Annotated in this window: 21 protein-coding genes and 2 tRNA genes; 11 read left to right on the forward strand and 12 right to left on the reverse strand. The window is 68.1% G+C overall.

Going from position 1 to position 23,734, the window contains the following annotated elements; genetic code table 11:
• Positions 1–32: 32 nt before the first annotated feature.
• The 5 genes from ACQ4LY_RS15755 (at position 33) to ACQ4LY_RS15775 (ending at position 4,959) form a co-directional block, all read left to right on the forward strand.
• Entirely contained in the window at positions 33–590 is a 558-nt protein-coding gene (locus tag ACQ4LY_RS15755) for an RNA polymerase sigma factor (RefSeq protein ID WP_431072981.1), read from the forward strand.
• Positions 587–1,681, forward strand: a complete 1,095-nt coding sequence (locus ACQ4LY_RS15760) for a DUF4349 domain-containing protein (protein WP_431072983.1) — start codon at positions 587–589, stop codon at positions 1,679–1,681. The genes ACQ4LY_RS15755 and ACQ4LY_RS15760 overlap by 4 nt, the downstream gene beginning before the upstream one ends.
• A gap of 113 nt (positions 1,682–1,794) precedes the next feature.
• A complete protein-coding gene (locus ACQ4LY_RS15765; protein WP_431072985.1) occupies positions 1,795–2,343 on the forward strand; it encodes an ArsR/SmtB family transcription factor in 549 nt (182 codons plus the stop codon).
• Positions 2,340–3,581, forward strand: a complete 1,242-nt coding sequence (locus ACQ4LY_RS15770; protein ID WP_431072987.1) for an MFS transporter — start codon at positions 2,340–2,342, stop codon at positions 3,579–3,581. The genes ACQ4LY_RS15765 and ACQ4LY_RS15770 overlap by 4 nt, the downstream gene beginning before the upstream one ends.
• Positions 3,582–3,639: 58 nt before the next feature.
• Positions 3,640–4,959 (forward strand): acyltransferase family protein, encoded by a 1,320-nt coding sequence (locus tag ACQ4LY_RS15775; protein WP_431072989.1) that lies wholly within the window; start codon positions 3,640–3,642, stop codon positions 4,957–4,959.
• 74 nt (positions 4,960–5,033) lie between these two features.
• Here the strand turns inward: ACQ4LY_RS15775 and ACQ4LY_RS15780 are convergent.
• A tRNA-Glu gene (locus tag ACQ4LY_RS15780) sits at positions 5,034–5,106 on the reverse strand.
• 153 nt (positions 5,107–5,259) lie between these two features.
• On the opposite strand from ACQ4LY_RS15780, the gene ACQ4LY_RS15785 reads away from it, so the two are divergent.
• Together ACQ4LY_RS15785 and ACQ4LY_RS15790 are read left to right on the forward strand one after the other, a co-directional pair.
• The gene (locus ACQ4LY_RS15785) at positions 5,260–5,898 is read left to right on the forward strand and encodes an MBL fold metallo-hydrolase (protein WP_431072991.1); all 639 of its coding nucleotides are present in this window, start codon (positions 5,260–5,262) and stop codon (positions 5,896–5,898) included.
• A 2-nt stretch (positions 5,899–5,900) separates the two neighbouring features.
• Positions 5,901–6,779: an aminoglycoside phosphotransferase family protein gene (locus ACQ4LY_RS15790; protein ID WP_431072993.1), complete on the forward strand. Its 879-nt coding sequence runs from the start codon at positions 5,901–5,903 to the stop codon at positions 6,777–6,779.
• Here ACQ4LY_RS15790 and pepN read toward each other — a convergent pair.
• On the reverse strand, positions 6,746–9,259 hold the full coding sequence (gene pepN, locus ACQ4LY_RS15795; RefSeq protein ID WP_431072996.1) for an aminopeptidase N: 2,514 nt from the start codon (positions 9,257–9,259) through the stop codon (positions 6,746–6,748). The two genes, ACQ4LY_RS15790 and pepN, sit on opposite strands and share 34 nt — an antisense overlap.
• A 102-nt stretch (positions 9,260–9,361) precedes the next feature.
• Between pepN and ACQ4LY_RS15800 the strand changes: the two genes are divergently transcribed.
• Together ACQ4LY_RS15800 and ACQ4LY_RS15805 are read left to right on the forward strand one after the other, a co-directional pair.
• On the forward strand, positions 9,362–9,808 hold the full coding sequence (locus ACQ4LY_RS15800) for a MarR family winged helix-turn-helix transcriptional regulator (protein ID WP_431072998.1): 447 nt from the start codon (positions 9,362–9,364) through the stop codon (positions 9,806–9,808).
• 35 nt (positions 9,809–9,843) lie between these two features.
• Positions 9,844–10,701 carry a 3-hydroxyacyl-CoA dehydrogenase gene (locus ACQ4LY_RS15805; RefSeq protein ID WP_431073000.1) on the forward strand — a complete coding sequence of 286 codons (858 nt, stop codon included), beginning with the start codon at positions 9,844–9,846 and terminating at the stop codon, positions 10,699–10,701.
• Between the two features lie 7 nt (positions 10,702–10,708).
• On the opposite strand, the gene ACQ4LY_RS15810 is transcribed toward ACQ4LY_RS15805, so the two are convergent.
• A complete protein-coding gene (locus tag ACQ4LY_RS15810; RefSeq protein ID WP_431073002.1) occupies positions 10,709–11,668 on the reverse strand; it encodes a DNA topoisomerase IB in 960 nt (319 codons plus the stop codon).
• Between the two features lie 160 nt (positions 11,669–11,828).
• On the opposite strand from ACQ4LY_RS15810, the gene ACQ4LY_RS15815 reads away from it, so the two are divergent.
• Positions 11,829–12,746: a hypothetical protein gene (locus tag ACQ4LY_RS15815; RefSeq protein ID WP_431073004.1), complete on the forward strand. Its 918-nt coding sequence runs from the start codon at positions 11,829–11,831 to the stop codon at positions 12,744–12,746.
• 51 nt (positions 12,747–12,797) lie between these two features.
• Here ACQ4LY_RS15815 and ACQ4LY_RS15820 read toward each other — a convergent pair.
• The 8 genes from ACQ4LY_RS15820 to ACQ4LY_RS15855 all read right to left on the reverse strand — a co-directional run bounded on the left by ACQ4LY_RS15820 (position 12,798) and on the right by ACQ4LY_RS15855 (position 21,350).
• Positions 12,798–12,869 (reverse strand) — tRNA-Gln (locus ACQ4LY_RS15820).
• Positions 12,870–13,052: 183 nt separating this feature from the next.
• A complete protein-coding gene (gltX, locus tag ACQ4LY_RS15825; RefSeq protein ID WP_431073006.1) occupies positions 13,053–14,558 on the reverse strand; it encodes a glutamate--tRNA ligase in 1,506 nt (501 codons plus the stop codon).
• Between the two features lie 99 nt (positions 14,559–14,657).
• The gene (locus tag ACQ4LY_RS15830; protein WP_431073008.1) at positions 14,658–15,422 is read right to left on the reverse strand and encodes a class I SAM-dependent methyltransferase; all 765 of its coding nucleotides are present in this window, start codon (positions 15,420–15,422) and stop codon (positions 14,658–14,660) included.
• Positions 15,419–16,678 (reverse strand): MFS transporter, encoded by a 1,260-nt coding sequence (locus ACQ4LY_RS15835; protein WP_431073010.1) that lies wholly within the window; start codon positions 16,676–16,678, stop codon positions 15,419–15,421. Before ACQ4LY_RS15835 ends, ACQ4LY_RS15830 begins: the two co-directional genes overlap by 4 nt.
• Entirely contained in the window at positions 16,675–17,451 is a 777-nt protein-coding gene (locus ACQ4LY_RS15840; protein ID WP_431073012.1) for a fumarylacetoacetate hydrolase family protein, read from the reverse strand. The genes ACQ4LY_RS15835 and ACQ4LY_RS15840 overlap by 4 nt, the downstream gene beginning before the upstream one ends.
• Before the next feature lie 83 nt (positions 17,452–17,534).
• On the reverse strand, positions 17,535–18,635 hold the full coding sequence (locus ACQ4LY_RS15845; RefSeq protein WP_431073014.1) for a branched-chain amino acid aminotransferase: 1,101 nt from the start codon (positions 18,633–18,635) through the stop codon (positions 17,535–17,537).
• A gap of 60 nt (positions 18,636–18,695) precedes the next feature.
• Positions 18,696–19,739, reverse strand: coding sequence for a 3-isopropylmalate dehydrogenase (locus ACQ4LY_RS15850; protein WP_431073016.1), 1,044 nt, complete (start codon positions 19,737–19,739; stop codon positions 18,696–18,698).
• Between the two features lie 75 nt (positions 19,740–19,814).
• The gene (locus ACQ4LY_RS15855) at positions 19,815–21,350 is read right to left on the reverse strand and encodes an MFS transporter (protein WP_431073018.1); all 1,536 of its coding nucleotides are present in this window, start codon (positions 21,348–21,350) and stop codon (positions 19,815–19,817) included.
• A 111-nt stretch (positions 21,351–21,461) separates the two neighbouring features.
• Between ACQ4LY_RS15855 and ACQ4LY_RS15860 the strand changes: the two genes are divergently transcribed.
• Complete coding sequence (locus ACQ4LY_RS15860; protein ID WP_431073020.1) at positions 21,462–22,007, forward strand: TetR/AcrR family transcriptional regulator; 546 nt, start codon at positions 21,462–21,464, stop codon at positions 22,005–22,007.
• 79 nt (positions 22,008–22,086) lie between these two features.
• On the opposite strand, the gene serA is transcribed toward ACQ4LY_RS15860, so the two are convergent.
• A complete protein-coding gene (gene serA, locus ACQ4LY_RS15865) occupies positions 22,087–23,691 on the reverse strand; it encodes a phosphoglycerate dehydrogenase (protein ID WP_431073022.1) in 1,605 nt (534 codons plus the stop codon).
• Positions 23,692–23,734: the final 43 nt, after the last annotated feature.

A 23,734-nucleotide genomic window follows, 5' to 3' on the forward strand; every position in this document is an offset into this window, starting at 1 on the left:
TTCCCTGGTGAGAGACACCGAACGGAAACAGGATGCCCGTGCAGACGAGTGATCAGAAATGGGTGGCGCAGGCCGCGACAGGTGACGAGAGCGCCTTCCGCGAGCTGTACCGCTCACATGTCAGACCGGTCTACTGGATCGCCCACGGTCTGCTCGGCTCGCCTGCCGACGCCGAGGACGTGACCCAGGAGACATTCGTCACCGCGTGGCGCAAGCTCCCGGGGCTCGAGCTGCAGGGCGAGTCCCTGCTCCCGTGGCTCGCGACGATCTGCCGATTCCAGGCCGCGAACCGGCTGCGACAGCGCAGGCGCGACCGGGCGAACACGACGGATGCCGTCGATGACACGATCGCCTCGACGATCAGCGTCGAGGAGCAGGTGATCACCGCAGCCCTGGCGGCGCGGATCGCGGCAGAGGTCGGCACCCTGAGCGACCTCGACCGCGAGATCTTCCGCCTCTGCGCCGCAGAGGGATACGCCTACCAGGCCGCGGCCGAGGAGCTGGGCGTGAGCCACGCGATCGTCCGTAACCGTCTCTCCCGAGTCCGCACCCGACTGCGCGGTGCCGTGAAGGAAGCGAGCGACGCATGAACGACAAGAACACCTCCGACGACCTCCCCGATCTCTCGGATGCTGCGATGACCCGCATCGAGCGCTCGGTGTTCGCGGAGATCGCGACCGAACGCCTCCGCGAGACCCCCACCGCAGCCCGCTCGCGAGCGCGCCGCCGCCGCTGGCTGACCGGTACAGGGATAGCCGCTGCGTTCGTGGTGGGCGTCCTGGTCACTCCCCCGATCCTCGGCATCGTGGGCGGCAGCGCCATGAGCACTGCGGAGGGCGGAGGAATGCCCGCCGGCGTCGCTCTGGAGGACTCGCGGTCCGGATCCATCGATCAGAGCGCGCCCGGAGGCGCCTCCGACTCCGCGGAGTCATCGAACCCGGTGCCGGGCGCCGTCGACGTCACCGACCGCGAGATCATCGCGACGGCGAATGCCACGGTGCAGGTGAAGGACGTCGGGGACGCCGCTGCCGCGCTCTCCGCACTCGCCGAGTCGCACGGAGGTTTCGTCGAGAGCACCGAGATCGGTCAGAGCGTCGCCGTCGACGGCACAGCGGAACCGGCGCCCTCCGACCCCGGGTACGGCTGGATCAGCATCCGCGTGCCCTCGGCCGACCTCGCCGCGGTCATCGACGAGCTCGCGGATTCGGGCGAAGTGCTCTCCTCGTCGATCTCGAAGCAGGATGTCACCTCGACGGCGATCGATCTGCGTGCGCGCGTGGACGCCACCAGGGCATCTGTGCAGCGACTCACAGAGCTGATGTCGCAGACCGGGACGGTCGCGGAACTGATCGAGGCCGAGGTCGCGCTCACGGATCGTCAGGCGCAGCTCGAGTCCTACGAGCAGCAGCTCGCCTCTCTCGACGACCAGGTCGCCATGTCGAGCCTCCAGGTGCAGCTGACCCGTGCGACGCCGCCGACGACCGCCGATCCGGCCGGCTTCGGAGACGGCCTCCTCGCCGGCTGGAACGGCCTCGTGGTGTCGCTGAACGCGCTGGTCGTGGCTGTCGGCTTCATCCTGCCGTGGCTCGCCCTGGCCGGCGCGGTCGTGCTGGTGATCTGGCTCATCCGGCGTGCACGGCGCACTCGCCGGGCAGCCGGCGAACCGCCTGCCGAGGACTGATCCGCATCCTCCGAAAGGGCCGCCGCTCTCAGTGAGAGGCGGCCCTTTCGTTGTCTTTCCGGGATATACAAGAAGTCTTGTGGGAACTCGGAACCGGTCCTACCGTTGCGTGCATGGAAGACATCTCGGTGATCACGGCCGTGCACCACCCTCTGCGCCGTCGCATCTACGACTACCTGCTGCTGTACGGCACCACGAAGGTCACCACGCTCGCACGATCGCTCGGGAGCCAGGTCGGGAGCATCAGCCACCACCTGCGGATGCTCGAACGAGCCGGGCTCGTCGAACGCGAGGAAGATCCCTCCGGCGACCGTCGCACCAGCTGGTGGAAGCTCGCTCGACGTGGGCTCACCTGGTCGGCGGAGGACTACGCCGACTCCCCCGCCGACGCTCTGCTCGCACGGGAGGCACAGCGCCAGGGCATCCGGATGCAGATCGATCGCCTTCAGCGGTGGCAGCGCCGCCATCAAGACCCCGCCTATGCCGCGTACGACGCCTCGAACACCGAGACGACCGCCTGGGCGTCTCCTGACGAGCTCCGGGATCTGAGCGCGCGCGTTCTGCGCACGATGGACGAATGGCGGGCGTCCGTCGATCTCGAGGACGGGCAGGAGCGCACGCCGATATTCTTCTTCGCGCACGCGTTCCCGACGACGCCATGAGCGCCACGGCCGAACCGGTGCAGCTGTCGGAGCCGCCACCGTTCCGACGAGACCGTCGTGTACACGCCTGGATCGGCGTCAAGGCGCTCTCGGATGCCGGGGATGCCCTGTGGACCATCGCCCTCGCCTGGACGGCCGTGCAGACCGCCTCGCCGGCGGTCGCGGGGCTCATCGTCGCCGCCGGCACGATCCCCCGGGCGATCGTGCTGCTCTTCGGCGGTGTGATCGCCGACCGCGCCGATGCCCGCCGGGTGATGATGCTCTTCACCGTGCTGCGGGTCGGAGTGCTCGTCGTCGTGGCCCTCTGGGTCCTCGCGACCCCGCCGAGCGTCGGCGTCCTGCTGTTCGCGGCGATCGCCTTCGGGATCTGCGACGCGTTCTACGAGCCGTCGGCCGGAACCGTCGCCCGCCAGCTCGTAAGACCGGGTGATCTCCCCTCGTACGGAGCGCTCGCGCAGACCACGTCACGCCTCGGCACGATGGCCGGTGCGGCGATCGGCGGCGTGCTCGTCGCCTACACGGGACTCGTCGGCAGCGCGGACGTCAACGCCCTCACCTTCAGTCTCGTCATCGCCTTCATCGCGATCTGGCTGAGACCGCGCTTCCTGCTCGCGCGCGCGGCGAGGGAGTCTGTGCTGCACGGCATCGCCCGCGGGTTCTCCCACCTCGGCACCCACCCGACGACCCGCACGCTCGTCATCGCGCTCTCGGGACTCAACCTCGCGGTCGGCCCGGCCGTGGGGATCGGGCTCGCGCTGCGCGCGCACGACGAGGGATGGGGCGCCCAGGCGGTCGGACTGTTCGAGGCGCTGCTCGGGCTGGGAGCGGCGCTCGGCGCCGTGTCGGTCGTGAAATGGCGGCCGCGAAGAGAGGCATTCGCCGGCTTCTGGGCGCTCGTCGTCCAAGGCGCCGGCATCGTCGCACTCGGCTGGGGCGCTGCATGGACGGTCGCGACCGCGGCCTTCGTCATCGGCGCGACCGCGGGGTACGCCTCGGTGCTCCTGAGCGCCACCTTCTCTGCCACGGTCGACACCGCCTACCTCGGCAGGATGGGCTCGATCACCCGTCTCGGCGACGACTGCATCATGCCCCTCGCCATGGCCGGATTCGGCCTGCTCGCCTCGATCACAGCGGTCTGGGTGCCTTTCGCTCTCTTCGGCGGCATGATGATGGCGCTGATGGCTCTGCCACTGAGCAACCGTACGTTCCGACAGCTCAGCCTCGCGCCGACGACCTGAGCCCCGCTCCGGCGGTCGTTCCCGTCGACGGCCTCCCGCCGCCGCTAGAGTCGTCGGCATGAGCAGCGCCGCCACCGACTCGACGACCCGCACCGTCCCCGCGGGCCGCGATCTCACCCTCGATCTGGCGCGGGTCGTGTGCGTCGTCCTGGTCGTCTTCGTGCACATCCTGTTCACGGGTGTCGGCCGGGCGGCTGACGGGTCGCTGCTGATCGAGCGCACCGTCGAAGCGCAGTCCTGGTTCACTGCGGCGTCCTGGATCGCGAACATCATGCCGCTGTTCTTCGTCGTCGGCGGCTACGCGGCCCGTGCGGGATGGCGATCGACGTCGGCCCGCGGAGACTCCGCGGAGGACTTCGTGCGCGTGCGCCTCCTGCGACTCGCGCGCCCCGCGCTCCCGCTCTTCGTCTTCTTCACCGTCGTCCTCGGCGCCACGCGGTTGATCGGCGTCGATCCCGCGCTCGTCGACACGGTCGCGATCGGCGTCGGCTCTCCGCTGTGGTTCCTCGCCGCCTACATGATCGTCCAGGCGCTCGCTCCGGCGATGATGAGGCTGCACGAGAGATTCGGCGCCTGGGTGCTTCTCGGCCTCCTCGCGGGTGCCGTGCTCGTGGACACGTTCCGGTTCACCGTGATCGGCGGCTTCCTCGGCATCCAGCCTGTCGCCGGTACGGGTTACGGTCTCGGCCAGGAGCTCTTCGGAATCCCGAACATCGTGTTCGTCTGGCTGTTCGCGCAGCAGATCGGCTTCTTCCTGTTCGACGGCTGGTTCGGTGCGCGCCGCTGGTGGCAGCTGCTGCTGCTCATCGGCGCCGGCTACGCGGCGCTCTGGGGGCTCGTCTCGATGGGCGGATACTCATGGAACATGCTCGGCAACCAGTGGCCTCCGACCACAGCCATGGTCATGCTCGCCGTCATCCAGGCCGCCGCCCTCACGCTGCTGCACGCACCTCTGACGGCACTCATGAGGCATCGAGCGGCCCAGGGCGTGGTCTTCCTGATCGGCTCACGGCTCATGACCATCTATCTCTGGCATCTGCCGATGATCATGGTGCTGATCGGCATCCAGATCGCACTCCCCTTCCCGCTCCCTGCACCGGGAAGCGCGGTCTGGTGGTGGACCCGGCCGTTGTTCCTCCTCGTCGTGCTCGCCGCCGTCTGGGTGCTGTCGCTCTGGCTGATCCGGTTCGAGAAGGCTCCGGCCGCGGGTCCGGCACGGTTCTCATCGACGGCCGCTGTGGTCACCGCGGTGCTGGTGTTCATCGCACCGATCATCGCGATCACCGCGTACGGACTCGACTTCCCGCTGGCCGCGATCGCGCTCGCGTGCACAGCTCTCGCGCTGTGGCTGACGGGGGCACGCCGGAACGCGGCCTGACCGTCCTCCCAAGCGGCGATGCACCCCGGATACGACGAAAGCCCTCAGAGAACCGAGGGCTTTCGTGTGTTGTGTGACCCCAGCGGGATTCGAACCCGCGTTACCGCCGTGAGAGGGCAGCGTACTAGGCCGCTATACGATGGGGCCGTCTGGCGGAACGTTTCCGTGCCGCGACAACTGTTCAAGTATGCCACGACGATTCTCACGTCGCCAAATCGAGCCCGACCCTCATCGATTCCCGGGCGTGGCGCGACCGCAGGACGGTTTGCCAGGGACGCCGGGAAGGAGTTGACTCATCCCATGCGCGTCACGAAATTCGAACATGCCGCTCTTCGCATCCAGCAGGGCGATGACATCCTTCTCGTCGATCCGGGTTCGTTCACCGCTCCGCTGAACGATCTCGCCGGCCTCGTCGCCGTCGTCATCACCCATGAGCATCCGGACCACTGGACCCCCGAGCACCTCGACCGCATCCTCCGCGCGGCTCCCGGCACGCCGATCTACGCACCGGCCGGCGTCGCGCGCGCGGCAGACGGGTATGAGATCTCGGTCGTCGCACCGGGCGACACCGTGGAGGTCGGAGCGTTCTCACTCCGCTTCTTCGGCGGCACGCACGAGGTGATCCACTCGTCTCTCCCGGTTGTCGAGAACGTCGGGGTGCTGGTGAACGGCGAGTTCTACTACCCCGGAGACTCCTACGCCGTGCCCGAGGGCATCGAGGTCGGCACCCTCGCCGCCCCCCTCGGCGCTCCATGGTTGAAGATCGGCGAGGCGATGGACTACGTTCTGGCGGTGAAGCCGCGTCGCGCGTTCGGCACCCACGACATGACGCTCTCCGTGGCAGGCAAGACGATGCACCGTCAGCGACTGCAGTGGGCGACCGAGCAGGGCGGCGGCGAGTTCTCGGTGCTCGAGCCGGGCGAGTCGCTCGACATCTGAGCATGGCCGACTCCCCCTCGGCGGAGTACTCGCTCGACGAGGACGGCGTGCGCGCGCTGCTCCGCGCGGCGGCGCCACACCTGGCCGATCTTCCGCTCAGTCTCTTCGCCGAAGGATGGGACAACGCGATGTGGCGCCTGGGTGCCGATCTCGCCGTGCGGCTGCCCAGACGCGCTCTCGCAGTGCCGCTCATCGCGAACGAGCAGCGCGCCCTGCCCGAGATCGGGCCGTCGCTGGCGGTGCTCGGAGTCCGGACGCCCGTCCCCGTGCTCGCCGGAGCTCCGAACGACATGTTCCCCAGGCCGTGGTCGGTGATCCCCTGGATCGACGGATCGAACGCCCTCGCGTTCTCGCGGGCCGATAACTCTTCGTGGGCGCCGCGGCTCGCCGAGGCGCTTCGTGCCCTGCACGCTCCGGCTCCTGACGACGCTCCGGTCAATCCCGTGCGCGGTCGAGAGCTGACCACGCGCGACGGCGCCATGCGCCCTCGCCTCGATGCCCTCTCGACCCGGTCGGCACTGCGCGCGGCGTGGGACGAAGGACTGGCGGCAGCGCCGAGTGTCGAACAGGTCTGGATCCACGGCGATCTCCACCCCGGCAACATCCTGGTGCACGGAGGCTCGCTCTCGGCGCTCATCGACTTCGGCGACGTCACCATCGGCGACCCCGCCTACGACCTCGCGTCGGCATGGATGCTCTTCGACGCGCCGGGGCGCGAGGCGTTCCGCGCTGCCACAGGTTCTCGCTACGACGACGCGACCTGGGTGCGCGCACGTGCCTGGGCCGCCTACATCGCGCTCGTGCTGGTGACGCAGAGCGACGACCGACCGGACCACCTCGCCGTGGGTCAGAGCACCGCCGAGGAACTCGACTCCGACTGAGCCTGTGCTGCCCGCACGCGAAGCTCACGTGCGAGGTGATCGCGCTGCTCGACGACGAGACGTCGCAGAGCGGCGGGTGCCGAGGCGTTGTCGGCGATCCAGGCATCCACCGGCGCAAGGCTCGGCGCGGCCGGGAACAGCCCCACCACCAGGCGCCGCGCCAGCTCGATGCTCCGCTCCGACCAGGCGTCGCCGATCCTTGCGAAGTACTCGTCGTCGAAGCCCGCGATCAGGTCGCGTCGTCCGCCCGCGCGGAATCCGCTGATGACCGCGTCGAGATGATCGTTGCTGAGCGACTCGTCGTTCCACGCCTTCTCCCAGGCCTCGGCGCGCACGGCGGCGTCCGGAACCGACGCGAGGGCGCGGCGCGCGGCGGTGCGGCCGCTCCCGGTGTCATCGGCCTGCTGCTCCGCCGTGATCTCGTCCACGCCGGCATGACCCGTCGTCACGAGCGCGGTCAGCAGCTGCCAGCGGAGGTCCGGGTCGACGACGAGCCGCTCGGGCGTCTCTCCGTCCAGGATCGCGCGGATGTCTCGTGCGCGGGCGTCATCGAAGGCAGAGGCCGTCGCGAGAGCGCGTGCCCACGAGAGCTGCGCATCACTGCCGGCATCCGCCGACTGGAGTGCACTCCACGCCGCCTCTACCCACTGCCTCTGCTCCCGTGCCCTGTCGCCCTCCGCGACATAATGCCGGATCGCGAAGAGCGCGTTCGCGAGTACGCCGCCCAGGAGACCGATGTTCGTCTCATGAGGCGCATGCGCCCGCACGATCGAGGTGTACCGTGTCGCGGCGAGTTCTCCGTCCCTGGCGGCGTTCCAGAGAGACGACCAGATGACCGCTCGCGCGAGCGGATCCTCGACGGCGGAGAGCGAGTTCTGCACGGTCGTCAGCGATGCCTCATCGAGGCGCACCTTGGCGTAGGTGAGATCGTCGTCGTTGAGCAGCACGAGGGCGGCGTCTGGGAGCTCCACCGGAGTGCGCTCGTCGTGGATGTCGAGCGTGATCTGGTCACGGCGCACGACGCGGCCGTCGACGTCGTCGTACAGACCGATGCGCAGGCGATGGGGGCGCGGGTCGGTCTGGACGAGCACGGATGCTCCTTCTGCATTCTTCTCGATCCAGAGTGTCGAGACTCCGGTGGTCTGCAGCCAGGCGCGCGACCACTCGGACATGTCGCGGCCGGACACCGCGCTGAGCTGCACGAGGAAGTCGTCGAGCGTCGTGTTCCCGAACGCGTTCTGGGCGAAGTACCTGCGCGCGCCGTCGAAGAACGCGTCATCGCCGACGAAGGCGACCAGCTGCTTGAGCACAGCGGCACCCTTGGCGTACGTGATCCCGTCGAAGTTCAGCTTGGCTGCTTCGAGGTCGGTGATGTCGGCGACGATCGGGTGGGTCGTCGGCAACTGGTCCTGCTGGTACGCCCAGGCCTTGCGGTTGGCGGCGAATTTCACCCAGGCGTCGTGGAAGCGCGTCGCGACAGCGGACGCATGCGAGCCCATGTAGTCGGCGAAGGACTCCTTGAGCCACAGGTCATCCCACCACTTCATGGTCACGAGGTCACCGAACCACATGTGCGCCATCTCGTGCAGGATCGTGTTCGCCCGAGCCGCCCGCTGGGCGTCCGTCGCCGCACCTCGGGAGAGGTAGGCCTCGGTGAAGGTGACGAGCCCGGGGTTCTCCATCGCGCCGAGGTTGTACTCGGGGACGAAGATCTGGTCGTACTTGCCCCAGGGATACGGGTACGCGAAAGCATCCGTGAAGAAATCCAGGCCCTGACGCGTGACCTCGAGGATCTCGTCCGACTCCAGATACTGCGCCAGCGACTGCCTCACGAACACGCCCAGCGCGATGTGCTGCTCTTCGCGCCGCCAGTCGCCGTCCACGCGGGCATAGGGCCCCGCGGCGACCGAGGTGATGTAGCTCGAGATCGGCAGCGTCGGGGCGAACTCGACGCGCTGCACCCCGACGCCGGCGTCGACCGTCGCCGCGGACTGGTTCGAGAGGACCTCCCATCCCGCAGGCGCGTCGATCACGAACGTGTAGGGAGCCTTGATGTCCGGTTGCTCGAAGCACGCCATGACACGCCGCGAGTCTGCGGGCTCGTACTGCGTGTAGAGATAGGTGCGGTCATCGACAGGATCGTGGAAACGGTGCAGCCCCTCACCCGACCGACTGTAGATCCCGACTGCCTCGACGCGGATCGTGTTCACGTCCGCGAGATCGTGCACGGCGATCCGGGCGCCGTCGTAGACGACCTCCTGGTCGACGCCGTTGACGACGACGCGGTCCACGCTCTCGCCGATGAAGTCGAGCCAGGTCGACGGGGTCGTCGATGCGAAGTCGAGCGTCGTGACCGTCGGGAACCCGCTCCGAGCCCGCTCGGGCGCTCCGGTCAGATCGAGTTCGACGCGGATGCTGCGAACGGAGACGGCGGCGGATCGCGCCGCGGTCTCCTCTCGCGTGAGGTTGGCGGTATGCATGTCTCCATCCTTTCATCCGGCGCGGAAGATCATGCCCGTGTCCAGAACGCCGGACGCCGCCCCTACGTTGCATTATGCAACAGTCGGGTCTAGAGTTGCGGTATGCAACAGATCGATGATGCGGACGCACGAGGTCAGGACAGCACGACGGTGCTGCGGTCGCTGCTGGCGATCACCCGCCGCGGCCTGGTCGATGCACGGTCCGGCGAGACGCCGCTCTCGATCACCGACCAGTCGATCGTGATGGCCATCGCCGACGAGCCGGGAATCCGCTCCACCGACATCGCCCAGATGTTCCGGCTGAACCGATCCACGGTGTCGAGGCAGCTCTCGTCGCTCATCGCCCTCGGGCTCGTGCAGGAGATGCCCGCCACGGCGGGGCGCGGGCGCCCGCTGGCACTCACGCGCGAGGGCGAAGAAGCCTTCCTGGGAACGCTCGACACGCTGCAGCACGTGATCGACACCCATCTCGAGCAGTGGTCGGATGCGGAGGTGTCGCGCTTCGCGCACGACCTCCAGCGCTTCGACCGCGGCGACGCCCCATCATGACCCCGGCCCACAAGGCCATCAGAGAAGGAAGAGAAATGAAGAGCATCACCGTTCTCGGCACCGGCGTACTCGGATCGCAGATCGCGTTCCAGACCGCCTTCCACGGATTCGACGTCGTCGCATACGACATCGATCAGGCAGCGCTCGACCGTGCTGCGGAGCGTTTCGATGCGCTCGCCGCGCGCTACGTGGCAGACGGCATCGAGAACGCGGCGGACGGTGGCGCGCAGGCGGCCGTCGGTCGTATCCGCCTCACCTCCGACCTCGCGGATGCCGCTGCGAACGCCGATCTCGTGATCGAGGCCGTCCCGGAGAACCTGGAGCTCAAGCAAGGCATCTACCGCACCCTTGCGAACACGGCACCCGCGACGACGATCTTCGCGACGAACTCCTCGACACTGCTGCCCAGCGCTCTGTCAGAGTCCACCGGACGCCCGGAGCGCTTCCTCGCGCTGCACTTCGCGAACGAGATCTGGTCGCACAACACCGCAGAGGTGATGGGCACGCCCGATACCAACCCTGCCGTCTACGAGAAGGTCGTCGAGTTCGCCACGCAGATCGGCATGGTCCCGATCCAGATCAAGAAGGAGAAGGCAGGATACCTGCTGAACTCCCTCCTCGTGCCGTTCCTCGAAGCGGGAGCTGGGCTCCTCGTCGATGGGATCGCCGAGCCGGACGCGATCGACGCGACCTGGCGCATCGGCACCGGCGCTCCCGCAGGCCCCTTCGAGATCTACGACATCGTGGGTCTGACGACTGCCTACAACATCTCGCGCATGGGCGGCGAGAAGCAGCAGCGCTTCGCCGACCTGCTCAAGGAGCAGTACATCGACAAGGGCAAGCTCGGCGTCGCCACCGGTGAGGGTTTCTACACCTACCCGCGCGAGAGCTGAGCAGTCGTCAGCGCCCGAGCAGCCTGCGGATCGCGGTCTCGGGCGACACGGTGAGATCGAGGGTGCGACCCCGCGCGTAGAGACGGAACACGCGAGGGTCGATGTAGCTCCCTCGAGCCACCGCGAGGGTGTTGCCGAGCGCCGAGGCCGTGGCCTGCACGGCCAGGCGCTCGGCACGGCGCCGCTCGTTCTTCGTCTCGAGTCGACCGATACGCGCCAGCGCATCCGCCGCGAGGATGGTGCCGTGCAACGTGCGGAAGTCCTTCGCGGTGAAGGCGGCTCCCGCCACCTCGCGCAGATAGTCGTTGACCTCTCCCGATGTCAGGCGCACCCTCCGCCGCCCCTTCCGGTATGCCAACAGCGGCGCACGCGGGGATCCGACGGAGAACTCCGACAGCGCCTCGGCCAGCGGAGCATCAGTGATCTCGATCGACGCCAGCTGCTTGCTCTTCGCCGGAAAGCTCAGTGCGACCGTGCTTCCGTCGATACGGACGTCGCGGCGTCGAAGCGTGCTGAGACCACGGCTGCCATGCTTCACGAGGTACCGTTCCGAGCCGATCCGCAGAGCGGCGTCGTCGAGGAGCCGGAAAGACACCGCGAGAGCGCGTCCACGTGTGAGACCGGTTTCGCCGATCGCGCGCGTCACCTTCGCCCTGGCCGCAGGTAGAGCCTCGGCCAGCCGCAGCGCGCGGGCGAACTTGCGCTGATCCCTCCCTGTCCGCCACAGCGGATGGTAGAGATACTGCCGCCGTCCGGCGTCGTCGGTGCCGACAGCCTGGATGTGCGCCAGCGGATCGGCGGCGATCCAGACATCCGTCCACGCCGGTGGGATCGCGAGGTCGTGGATCCGCTCACGATCGGCCTCCGACACCGCCTCACCGCCGGCGTCGAGGTAGCGGAAGCCGGATCCCGAGCGTCGACGACGTATGCCGGGTTCTTCTCCGGGCACGACTCTTCTGAGTGCCATCCGTCTGACTCCTGTCGGCAGTGTGGGCGCGTGTGCGACCACGATGCCGCGACCGACCCGGCGCGTGAAGGGCATGGCGCTGCGGGGAGGCGACCTGCTAAGCGAACCCCACGCGGATTGTCGACCGGTATGAAGGTCTGCCATTCTCTTGACTATGACGATGTCACTCGAGGAATTCCGTGAGTCCCTGACGAGACCTGATCTGCGCGGCGCCCTCGGGCTACAGCTCACCGACCTCGAGGCGCAGCAGGTCGCAGCCGACCCCGCCTCGACGCAGAGCTGGTACTCCTACTGGCTCACCACGATCCCGACTCCCCCGCCGCCCGCGCCCTCGTCAGGAGAGACGCCGCCGCCCGCATACGACGCTCCGCCCCCGGCTTACGACGCTCCACCACCCGCATACGACGCTCCGCCCCCGGCATACGACGCTCCGCCGCCCGCATACGGAGGTGCTCCGGGTTCCGAGCAGGCTCAAGATCCTGCGTTCGCCGCGACGGCTCCGTACCCGGGATACGAGGGCGCCGCGGGCGCCACAGCGGTCTACCCCGGCTACGCTCCGGCAGCCGATGCCGAACCGCGCAAGAAGAGCAGGGTCGGTCTGTGGGTCACGCTGTCCATCCTCGGGGCTCTGCTGCTGATCGCTGCCATCGTGGTCGTCGTCGCCTTCACCACCGCCCGGCACTGGACCAAGACCGACGTCCCCGAGAAGCCGGAGACGTTCCACAGCGAGGAGTACGAGACCGGACGCTACGACGTCTCGATGGACGCCGTGAACCCGTGCACGGTCAACCAGGACTGGACGGACTGCACGAACCTCATGGTCGCGACCTACACGGCCGCCTGCGTCGGCGTCGAGCTCACCGAGACGGCCACGCTGCTCTGCACCGACTACAGCGGGGCGATCGATGAGATGAAGGCACTGGACGGCGACGGGTACTACGTGGCCACCCTCGGCACCTACGGCAGCCTGACCCGCACACCGGAGATGGACACGCGCCAGGTCTCGAACGACGACTACGAGCCCGCGGTGACCCACGAGGCCGTGTGCTACCTCGAGTTCATCGGGGAGTGCGAGTAGGAACTCTCCCGGATACGACAAAACCCCCGCTTGCGCGGGGGTTTTGTCTTGCTGGGGTACCTGGACTCGAACCAAGAACAACGGAACCAGAAACCGCCGTGTTGCCAATTACACCATACCCCAAGGGCGAAACCGGAGCCTCGCACCGAGAGTCAAGCCTACCCGAGCCTCGGCCCGAATGCCAAAACGCCTTGCTCCGTCCGGGCGCGTCGCGCGAGATCGCCGCTCCTGCGCAACACCCGCGGCCGGTGACGCGAAGAGGGAGAGCACCTCTCGGCTGCTCTCCCTCTTCACTGCTGCTCGATGTCAGTTCGCGAGGAACTCCGAGAGTGCGCGAAGTCGTCGCAGCGACTCGTCCTTGCCCAGCAGCTCCATCGACTCGAACAGCGGCGGGGAGATCCGACGCCCGGTGATGGCGACGCGCGGAGGACCGTAGGCGATGCGCGGCTTGAGCTCGAGCTTCTCGACCAGAGCTCCGGCGAGAGCCTCCTGGACCTTCTCGGGAGTGAACTCGGTCACCGGCTCGAGAGCCGCGACACAGGCGTCGAGCACCTCTGCCGCGTTGGCGGGGAGACCTTTGAGCGCGTCGGCGTCATAGGAGACGTCGTCACTGAACAGGAAGCCCACCATCCCGGGCACCTCACCCAGCAGCTGAACGCGCTCCTGCACCAACGGCGCGACGCGGAACGCCATCACGAGCTGCTCGTGCGTGGGCTCGTCGAAGAGGCCCGCGGCCGCGAGATAGGGGATCGTCCGCTCGGCGAAGTCCTTCTCCCCCAGCGTGCGGATGTGGTCGCCGTTGATCGACTCGGCCTTCTTCTGGTCGAAGCGGGCCGGGTTCGGGTTGACGTTCACGATGTCGAACGCCTCGGTGAACTCCTCGAGCGAGAACACGTCGCGGTCGGGACCGATCGACCAGCCCAGAAGGGCCAGATAGTTGAGCAGTCCCTCGTGGATGAATCCGCGATCGCGGTGCAGGAAGAGGTCCGCCTGCGGGTCGCGCTTGGAGAGCTTCTTGTTGCCGGTCTCCCCCAGCACCAGCGGCATGTGGGCGAAGCGCGGCACGAACGTGGTGACGCCTGCCTCGATGAGAGCCGCATAGAGCGCGAGCTGACGCGCCGTGGACGGCATCAGGTCTTCACCGCGGAGCACGTGCGTGATGCCCATGAGAGCGTCGTCGACCGGGTTCACGAAGGTGTACAGCGGGATGCCGTTGGGGCGTACGACCACGAAGTCGGGGAACGACCCGGCCGGGAAGGTCACCTCGTCACGGATGAGGTCGACGTAGGTGAGGTCCTCTTCGGGCACGCGGAGACGAAGCGCGGGCTGACGTCCCTCGGCCCGGAAGGCGGCCTTCTGCTCGTCTGTCAGAGTGCGATCGAAGTTGTCATAGCCGAGCTGCTTCGCGCGGCCGGCGGCCTCGTTTCGGGCGTCGATCTCCTCGGCCGTCGAGTAGCTCTCGTAGAGCGCACCGGTGGCGAGCAGCTTGTCTATGACGCCGCGATAGATGTCATGACGCTCGGACTGCCGGTACGGGGCGTGCGGTCCGCCGACCTCGACGCCCTCGTCCCAGTCGATCTTGAGCCATGTGAGCGCGTCGACGAGCTGGCGGAAGCTCTCCTCGCTGTCACGGGCGGCGTCGGTGTCCTCGATGCGGAACACCATCTTCCCGCCCGTGTGGCGGGCGTAGGCCCAGTTGAAGAGCGCGGTGCGGACCATGCCGACATGCGGCAGTCCGGTCGGCGAGGGGCAGAAGCGGACGCGGACGTCGGCGCCACTGGCGGTCGTGGTGAGGGGGTGCGGAGTAGCCATATCCCTCCGATTCTAGTTGCCGGTGCGGCGCGCCACAGGGGCGCACGACGAAGCGGCGCCGGACGAGACCGCGTGCTCGCCGCTCGCGACGCGCGGGTCTCAGCGGTGCGAGCGGATCGCCATGGCAGCAGAATGCTCCAGCGGGACGCGACCGTCGATGATCCGCTCTGAGCACACTGCATCGAAGGCCGCTCGGAATGCGGCGCGGTCCGCCCCGTCTAGCTCACGGTAGAACTGGCCGGCTCCCCCGACGCCGCCTTCTGCGGACACCCACAGCGCCTCGACACCGGCCCACCACGTCCAGGTGATCTCCGACGCTCGAGTGCCCTTCCAGCCCGCGTCGTCCAGCATCCGTGCGAAGCCGTCGACCGTCCGCTCGAAGTCCTGCTCCGGGGGCAGTCGCTCCCCCGCCGACGGTGTGAGTCCCGCCCGGTCGCAGACCTCGCGCCACAGCCACGTCGGCGAGTTCGTCCAGACGGTCGCCACCACGACGTCGGCCGACACTCGCGAGAGCTCTCGAGCCGCCCTCCGCGGTTCGGCGACATGATTCAGCACGAAGTTGGCGACGACCGCGTCGAAGGCCCCGTCCTGGAACGGCAGCTGCGGCAGCGCACCGTCGACCACGGGAATCCCCGCGTGCTCTTGTACCGCGATCTCTCGCATCGTCGGCTCCGGCTCGCATCCGGTGACGTTCCAGCCGGCGCCCGCGAACGCCGCGGAGAGCGATCCTGTGCCAGAGCCCACATCGAGCAGGGAGCGTCCACGCGCTTCTCCGAGCTCGTCGAGCACGAAGCCTGCGGTCCCGACACACAACGCGGCGTACGAGTCGGCGTATGCGCGCCCCGTGCCCGCCCAGTCCTTCATCGCGTTCGGGAGCGGGCGAGAGGCGAGAGCGCGACGATCGCGATCACCAGCAGGGATGCCGCGATGCCGAGCCCCGCGTACTGATAGTTCGACAGGATCACTCCGGCGAGCACCGCGCCCGCCGCAGCCGACAGGCTCATCAGCGAGTCGCTCCGGCCCTGTCGTCGTGTTCGCAGCTCGGGCGCGCTCGATTCGGTGAGCAGCGCCGCTCCGGCGACGGTCGCCGCACTCCATCCGAGACCCAGCAGTATCAGCGCGACCATCACACCCCACTCCTGATCGTTCACGAACACGGCGAAGGCGAGCGCCCCGCCCAGGAGCAGCTGTCCCAGCAGCACCACCCGCAACCGCCCCCAGCGGTCCGCGAGGATGCCGAAGAGCGGAGAGAGCGCGTACATGCCGCCGACGTGCAGAGCGATCGTGATGCCGACGAGTGCTGAGACATCAGCCGGCGTGGGTGCCATGCCTTCGCTGCCGTGCGCCATGTGCGCGAGGTGCACGGGAGTCATCGCCATGACGGATGCCATCACGACGTGCGAGCCTGCGACCGCGAAGATCGCGTATCGAGCCACCACCGGACGATCGACCGGCACCTGCCCGATCACCGCTGCCGCCGCTCTGGCGAGGCCTTGAGCGGCGAGAAGAGGATCGGGCCGCAGCGCGATCAGGTAGAGGATGAGCGCCGCGCACTGGGCAACGAAGGAGAACGCGTAGGAGCCGGTCTGCGGTGGCATGCCGATGGCCTCGCCGACGATCTCGCCCGGGCCCAGCAGCAGCGGCCCCGCCACGCCGCCGATTGTCGTCGCCCACACGACGATAGAGAGATCGCGCCCTCGGTGCTGCGGAGCGGCGAGATCCGTCGCGGCGAAGCGGGACTGGAGGTTGCCGGCATTCCCCGCGCCGATCATCAGGATGCCGACCAGCAGCAGAGGGAACACTCGCAGAGACGCCGCCAGGATCACCACTGCGATCCCGACCAGCGCGAACAGGTTGCCGAGTGTCAGCGCACGCCGCCTGCCGACCCTGGCAGCCAGACGGGCGAGCGGGATCGCGCACAGCGCCGCACCGAGGGTGACCGACGCGGTGGCGAGGCCCGAGAGAGCGTCGCTGCCCGAGAGGTCGGCGGCGAGCAGCGCGCCGAGCGACACCGTCGCGCCGAAGGCGATCCCGCCGAGCACCTGCCCGAGAGAGAGCACCAGGACGGTTCGTCGCTGAACGGCCGCCTGCTCGGTCGCCGTCAGCGCGACGACGGTCATGATGCGCGCACGGCGTCGCGCACGGTGTTGCGCAGGATCCCCAGTCCCGTGATCTCGACCTCGACCGTGTCACCGGCGTCGAAAGTGCCGACACCCGCGGGGGTGCCTGTGAGGATGACGTCGCCGGGCAGCAGGGTGAACACGGCCGACGCGTGTTCGATGATCGCTGCCACGGAGTGGATCATGTCGGTCAGAGGCGCCTTCTGGCGAGTCTCGCCATTCACCCTGGTCTCGATCGTCGCGACCGACGGGTCGAAGTCGGTGCTGATGGTGGGGCCGAGGGGGCAGAACGTGTCGAAGCCCTTCGCGCGCGACCACTGGCCGTCTTTGCGCTGCAGGTCACGGGCGGTGACGTCGTTGGCGATCGTGTACCCGAGCACATGATCGAGCGCATCCGCCTGGCTCACGTTCTTGGCGACCTTGCCGATCACGACGGCGAGCTCGCCCTCGTACTCGGTCTGGTCCGAGATCGACGGACGCACGATCGCATCGCCCGGGCCGATCACCGCGGTGTTGGGCTTGAGGAACAGCAGCGGTTCCTCAGGCGCCACTCCCCCCATCTCGGCGGCGTGATCGTGATAGTTCTTGCCGACGCAGACGATCTTCGAGCGCGGGATCACCGGCGCCAGGATCACCGCGTCCGCGATCGGCACGCGATCGCCGGTCGGCTCGTATCCGGCGAAGAGCGGATCGCCCGAGAGGACGACGAGGTCGGTGTCATCGACGATCCCGAAGAGGATGGCGTCGTCATGGCTGAATCGGGCGATCTTCATTCCCTCAGCCTATCCAGGGGCCACACACGAGCAGACCCCGCTTTGCCGATTTCGCGAAGCGGGGTCTGGGAAGTCCGTCGACCTCAGGCGTCGAGACGCAGGAGCCAGCCGTGCCTGTCGTCGCGACGGCCGTACTGGATGTCCGTGAGCTCTTCACGCAGCGACAGAGCGAGCTCGCCGAGCGGCTGCGGCTCGTCGAATCCTTCGCCCACCAGGGCGCCGATCGGCGTCACGACAGCGGCGGTGCCGCAGGCGAAGACCTCGACGATGTCGCCGGATGCCACGCCCTCGCGCCACTCGTCGATCGAGATCGGTCGCTTCTCGACCGTGTAGCCGCGGTCCTCCGCGAGCTGCAGCAGGGAGTCGCGCGTGATGCCCTCGAGGATGCTGTCGGACTCGGGCGTGACGACGCGGCCGTCCTTGAACACGAACACGACGTTCATGCCGCCGAGCTCCTCGACATCGCGCTCTTCATTGAGGAACACGACCTGGTCGCATCCCTTCGACGAGGCCTCGCTCTGGGCGAGCAGGCTCGACGCGTAGTTGCCACCGGTCTTGGCCTTGCCTGTGCCTCCCTTTCCGGCACGCGCGTAGTCCTCGGAGAGCCAGATGCGCACGGGCTTCACGCCGCCGCTGAAGTAGGCGCCTGCGGGGCTCGCGATCACGTAGTAGGCGACCTTCTGCGCCGCGCGGACACCGAGGAAGGCCTCCTTGGCGAACATGAAGGGGCGGAGGTACAGGCTCTGGTCCTCACCGGACGGAACCCAACGCCCATCGACCTTGACGATCTCGCGCAGCGACTGGATGAAGTACTCGGTCGGCAGCTCCGGCAGCGCGAGACGGCGGGCGCTGGCCTGCAGACGGGCTGCGTTGCGGTCGGGACGGAAGGTGTGGATCGATCCGTCGGCATGACGATAGGCCTTGATGCCCTCGAAGATCTCCTGCGCATAATGCAGCACGGATGCGGCGGGGTCGAGCGGGATCGGTCCGTACGGCTGCACGCGGGGACGGTGCCATCCGCCCTTGACCGACCAGCAGATGTCCACCATGTGGTCGGTGAAGACAACACCGAATCCGGGGTTCTCATGAACCTCGGCGACTCGACCGGGGGTCGCGGCTGTCAGGTTCTTGGTCACCGCGAACTCCAGCGGAGCCACGGTGGTCTCGGCGTCGATGGTCGTCATCTCGTCATCCATTCCTCGTGCGGCGCGCAACCTCGCGCCGTCCCAGCCTACGCCTGTCGCTCAGAGCAGAGCGGTGATAGCGGAACCGACCTCCGCGGTGGTGCGCGCCCCGGTGCGGGACGCGATGTCGGACTCGACGGCGGTGCTCACGCGAGCAGCCTCTTCAGTGAGTCCGAGGTGGTCGAGCAGCAACGCGACTGAGAGGATCGCTGCGGTGGGGTCGGCCTTCTGCTGACCCGCGATGTCGGGGGCGGACCCGTGCACCGGCTCGAACATCGACGGGAACGCCCCCGTGGGGTTGATGTTACCCGAGGCGGCGAGCCCGATTCCGCCGGTGACCGCTCCCGCGAGGTCGGTGAGGATGTCGCCGAACAGGTTGTCCGTCACGATCACGTCGAAACGGGAGGGATCGGTGACCAGGAAGATCGTCGCGGCATCGACGTGCAGGTAGTCCACGGCGACGTCGGGATGCTCGGATGCGACCTCGTTCACGATGCGCTGCCAGATCGCACCCGCATGCACGAGCACGTTGGTCTTGTGCACGAGCGTGACCTTCTTGCCGCGCCGCTCGGCGAGGTCGAAGGCGTAGCGCACGACCCGCTCGACGCCGAAGGCGGTGTTGACCGAGGTCTCATTGGCGACCTCGTGCGGCGTGCCCTTGCGGATCGCGCCGCCATTGCCGACGTAGGGTCCCTCTGTGCCCTCTCGCACGACGACGAAGTCGATGTCGCCCGGGTGCGCGAGTGGCCCCGCAGCTCCGGTGAACAGCTTCGAGGGACGCAGGTTCACGTAGTGGTCGAGCGTGAAACGGAGCTTGAGCAGCAGCCCGCGCTCGATGTTCGCGTCCTTGAGTCGCGGATCGCCGGGAGTGCCCCCGACGGCTCCGAGCAGGATCGCGTCGTGCTCCGAGATCGCCTGGAGGTCGTCGTCTGTGAGCGTGTCGCCCGTCTCGAGGTACCGAGCGGCGCCGAGCGAGAAGCGGGTCTTGTCGAATGTGACGTCGCTCGATGCGGTGACCGCGTCGAGGACCTTCTCCGCTTCGGCGACGACCTCGGGGCCGATTCCGTCACCGGGGATGACGGCCAACTTCACGACACGCGACATGACACTCCTTGCATCGGGATGAACCAGCCGACGCTCGAGCGGTTGCCGAGCGGGCCGGTTCTCCCAGCGTACTGGTCAGTGCGAGGGGGTCTTGCGCAGTGTGACGGCCGCGATCAGGCCCGCCAGCACGACGAGCCCCGCACCGATGAGCGAGGTCACCAGGACACCTGAGCCGAAGGCCGCGGATGCGGCATCCCAGAGCGCGTCGCCGAGCTGTGCCGGCAGATCCTGGGCGGCAGTGTAGGCGCCGGCGAGCGTCTCCTTCGCAGCGTGCGCCGCATCTGCGGGAATGCCTGGTGGAATGACCAGCGCCCCGCGGTAGAACGCGGTGATCAGGCCACCGAGCACGGCTGTGCCCAGCACAGCGCCGAGCTCGTAGGCCGTCTCGGACACCGCGCTCGCGGCCCCCGCCTTCTCGGCGGGCGCGCTGGAGAGGATCAGCTCGTTCGAAATGGTCTCGGCCCCGCCGATGCCGATGCCCAGCACCACGAAGGCGATGATGAGCGGCACGACGCCGTGATCGGAGGTCGTGAACGCGACGAGCAGGTACCCGGCGAGGGAGAAGACGAGTCCTGCCGGCACCAGGATGTGCGGGCGCACCCGACGCGAGATCGGGACCACCGAGAGCCCGGCCACGATCATCGCGATCATGCCGGGCACGAGTGCTGCCCCCGCGGTCATCGGCGAGAGGCCGAGGACCAGCTGAAGGTGCTGTGACACGAAGTAGAGGAAGCCCACGAGCGCGACGACGCTCAGCAGGTTCACCAGAATCGCTCCCGAGAACGAGCCCCGGCGGAACAGCGCCATGTCGAGCATCGGGACCTCTGCATGCAGCTGTCGCCGAACGAACAGGTAGCCCATCACGATGCCGAGCAGCGCCCAGCCGCCTGCCGTGAGGCTCGGGCCCTCGACCGCGAGCGACTTGATCGCGTAGACCACGGGAATCATCGCCGCCATCGACAGCACGATGCTCACGATGTCGATGCGACCGGGGTTCGGGTCACGGCTCTCGGGCACGAGCAGCGGCGCGGCGATGAGCAGCGGGATGAGCACCGGGACGGCGATCAGGAAGACCGAGCCCCAGTCGAAGTGCTCGAGCAGGAACCCGCCCACGATCGGCCCGAGAGCGGATCCGGCGGAGAACGCGGACGCCCACACGGCGATCGCGAGGCGACGCTGATCCCGGTTCTGGAAGATCGAACGCAGGAGCGAAAGGGTCGACGGCATCAGCATTGCGCCGAAGAAGCCGAGGAGGGCGCGGGCGGCGATCAGCAGGCCGGCGGTCGGGGCGAAGGCCGCGAGGGCCGACACCGCCGCGAAGCCGGTCGCGCCGATCAGCAGCATCCGCCGACGTCCGAAGCGGTCGCCGAGGGTGCCCATGGTCACCAGGAGTCCGGCCAGCACGAGCGGGTAGACGTCGATGATCCACAGCTGCTCGGCGCCGGTGGGCGCGAGCGCGATGGATATCTCGGGGAGCGCGAAGCTCAGCACCGTGTTGTCCACCGACACCAGGAGCACCGGCAGCATGAGGACGACGAGTGCCGCCCAGCCTCGGGCTCCGACGCGGGGAGCTTCCGTCTCTGTCGTCGGGATCGACGCAGTACGGGTCATGGAACACCTCTCAGGATCGCGACGGCCTCGTTACTAAACCGTCCAGATGGTATAGTAACAGAATCGTCACACTGCCGCGCTACTGTGATGCAAGACGAACAGAGGACCCCGATGCCCCGACCTCCCCTGGCCCGAGAACGTGTTCTCGACGCCTTCGAAGCGATCGTCATCGAAGACGGTGAGCGCGCAGCCACCCTCGACGCGACAGCCAAGGCCGCCGGCGTCTCGAAGGGTGGGCTGCTCTACCACTTCGGATCGAAGGAAGATCTGGCCGCAGGCCTGATCGAACGCCTCGACGCGCTCACGACGGCAGATCTCGAGCGCATGACGACGGCCGAAGAGGGGCCGGTGGCATACTACGTGCGCACCTCCGTCATGGAGGACGATGCGCTGGATCGCGCGCTGATCGCTGCGACGCGACTCGCCCAGGGCGGCTCGGCACCGGCAGCCGACGCGCTGCGGAGGAACCGGGACCGATGGGAAGACACGATCCGCCCCCATGTGCGCGATGCGGCGAGCCTCGATCTCGTGATGCTGCTGAGCGACGGGCTCTATTTCAACAACTCACTCGATGTGCACGGACCGGAGCGACTGGTCCCCCGCAGCGACGAGCTCTCCGATCTGATCGCTCTCGTGCTCCGCGCTACGGCACCCTGACACCCGACCCCGCACGCAGAAAGCGGGAGGGCGGCCTTTCGGCCTGCCCTTCCGCTCCGCTGATCCGGGTCGGCGCTGCTCAGACCTCGGTGATCTCGATCTGACGGAAGAGATCCGCGTCGATGGATCCGCGCAGGTCGTCGAGCAGGTCGTCCGACACCGGCGAGTCCAGCGTGAGCACGCTGAGCGCCTGGTCTCCGGCGCCGAGGCGCGAGATCTGCATGCCGGCGATGTTGATGCCGGCTTCACCGAACTTCTGACCGTAGACCGCCACGATTCCGGGGCGGTCGGTGTAGAGCATCACGACGTGGTGCTTCTCGATCGGCAGCTCGAGCGCGTGGTCGTTGATGGCGACCAGCTTCTCGGCCTGCTTCGGTCCGGTGAGCGTGCCCGACACCGAGAGCTGCGAACCGTCGGAGAGAGCGCCGCTGAGGGTGATGACGTTGCGGTACTCGTCGCTGACGTCGTCTTTGAGGAGGCGCACCGCGATGCCGCGCTGATCCGCCAGCAGCGGTGCGTTGACGTAGGAGACCGTCTCGCTGACGATGTTCGTGAAGACGCCCTTGAGAGCGGCGAGCTTGAGAACGCTCACGTCATACTCGTTCAGCTCGCCGTGCACCTCGACGTCGAGGCTCGTGAGCGGCGATGTCGCGAGTGCGGCGAAGATCTGGCCGAGCTTCTCGACGAGCGAGATGCCGGGGCGGACGTAGGGGTCGATCACGCCACCGGCGACGTTGACGGCATCAGGCACGAGGTCCCCGCCGAGGGCCAGGCGCACGGAGCGGGCAACCGACACGCCGGCCTTCTCCTGCGCCTCCTCGGTGCTCGCTCCGAGGTGCGGGGTGACTACGACGTTCGGAAGGTCGAGGAGCGGACGCGCGGTGCCGCCCTCTGCCGGGGGCTCAGAGGTGAAGACGTCGAGGCCGGCGCCGGCGATCTCACCGGCGACGAGGGCTGCGTGCAGCGCCTCCTCATCGATCAGTCCGCCGCGAGCGACGTTGACGACGAACGCCGTCGGCTTCATGGCCTTGAACTGCTCGGCACCGATCATCCCGGTGGTCTCAGGCGTCTTGGGCATGTGGATCGTCAGGAAGTCGGACTCAGCGACGAGCTCGTCGAGCGTCAGCAGCTGGACGCCCAGCTGCTGGGCGCGCGCCGAGGTCACATAGGGGTCGTAGGCGACGACGCGCATGTCGAAGGCGGCGAGGCGCGCGGCGACGAGAGCACCGATGCGGCCGAGGCCGACGATGCCGACGGTCTTCTCGAACAGCTCGGCCCCCGTGAAGGAGCTGCGCTTCCACTGACCTGCCGACAGCGACGCGTGTGCGGCAGGGATGCGACGGGCGAGGCTGAGGATGTGACCGACCGTGAGCTCTGCGGCGGAGACGATGTTCGACGTCGGCGCGTTCACGACCATGACGCCGGCCGTCGTGGCCGCCTTGATGTCGACGTTGTCGAGACCCACACCCGCGCGGGCGACGACCTTCAGCTTCGGCGCGTGGGTCAGCGCCTCTTCGTCGATCTGCGTCGCCGACCGGATCAGCACGGCGTCGGCATCCGCGAGCGACGCGAAAAGCGCCTCGCGGTCGGTGCCGTCGACGTTGCGAACGTCGAAGTCGGGGCCGAGGGCCTCGATCGTGGCGGGTGAGAGAACTTCGGCGAGGAGCACGACGGGCTTCGGCACAGGGATCCTTCGGGGCAGCGCGACAGGGGGCCGATGCGCCGCA

It is taken from the genome of Microbacterium phyllosphaerae, assembly GCF_050628115.1.
GTDB lineage: Bacteria > Actinomycetota > Actinomycetes > Actinomycetales > Microbacteriaceae > Microbacterium > Microbacterium phyllosphaerae_A.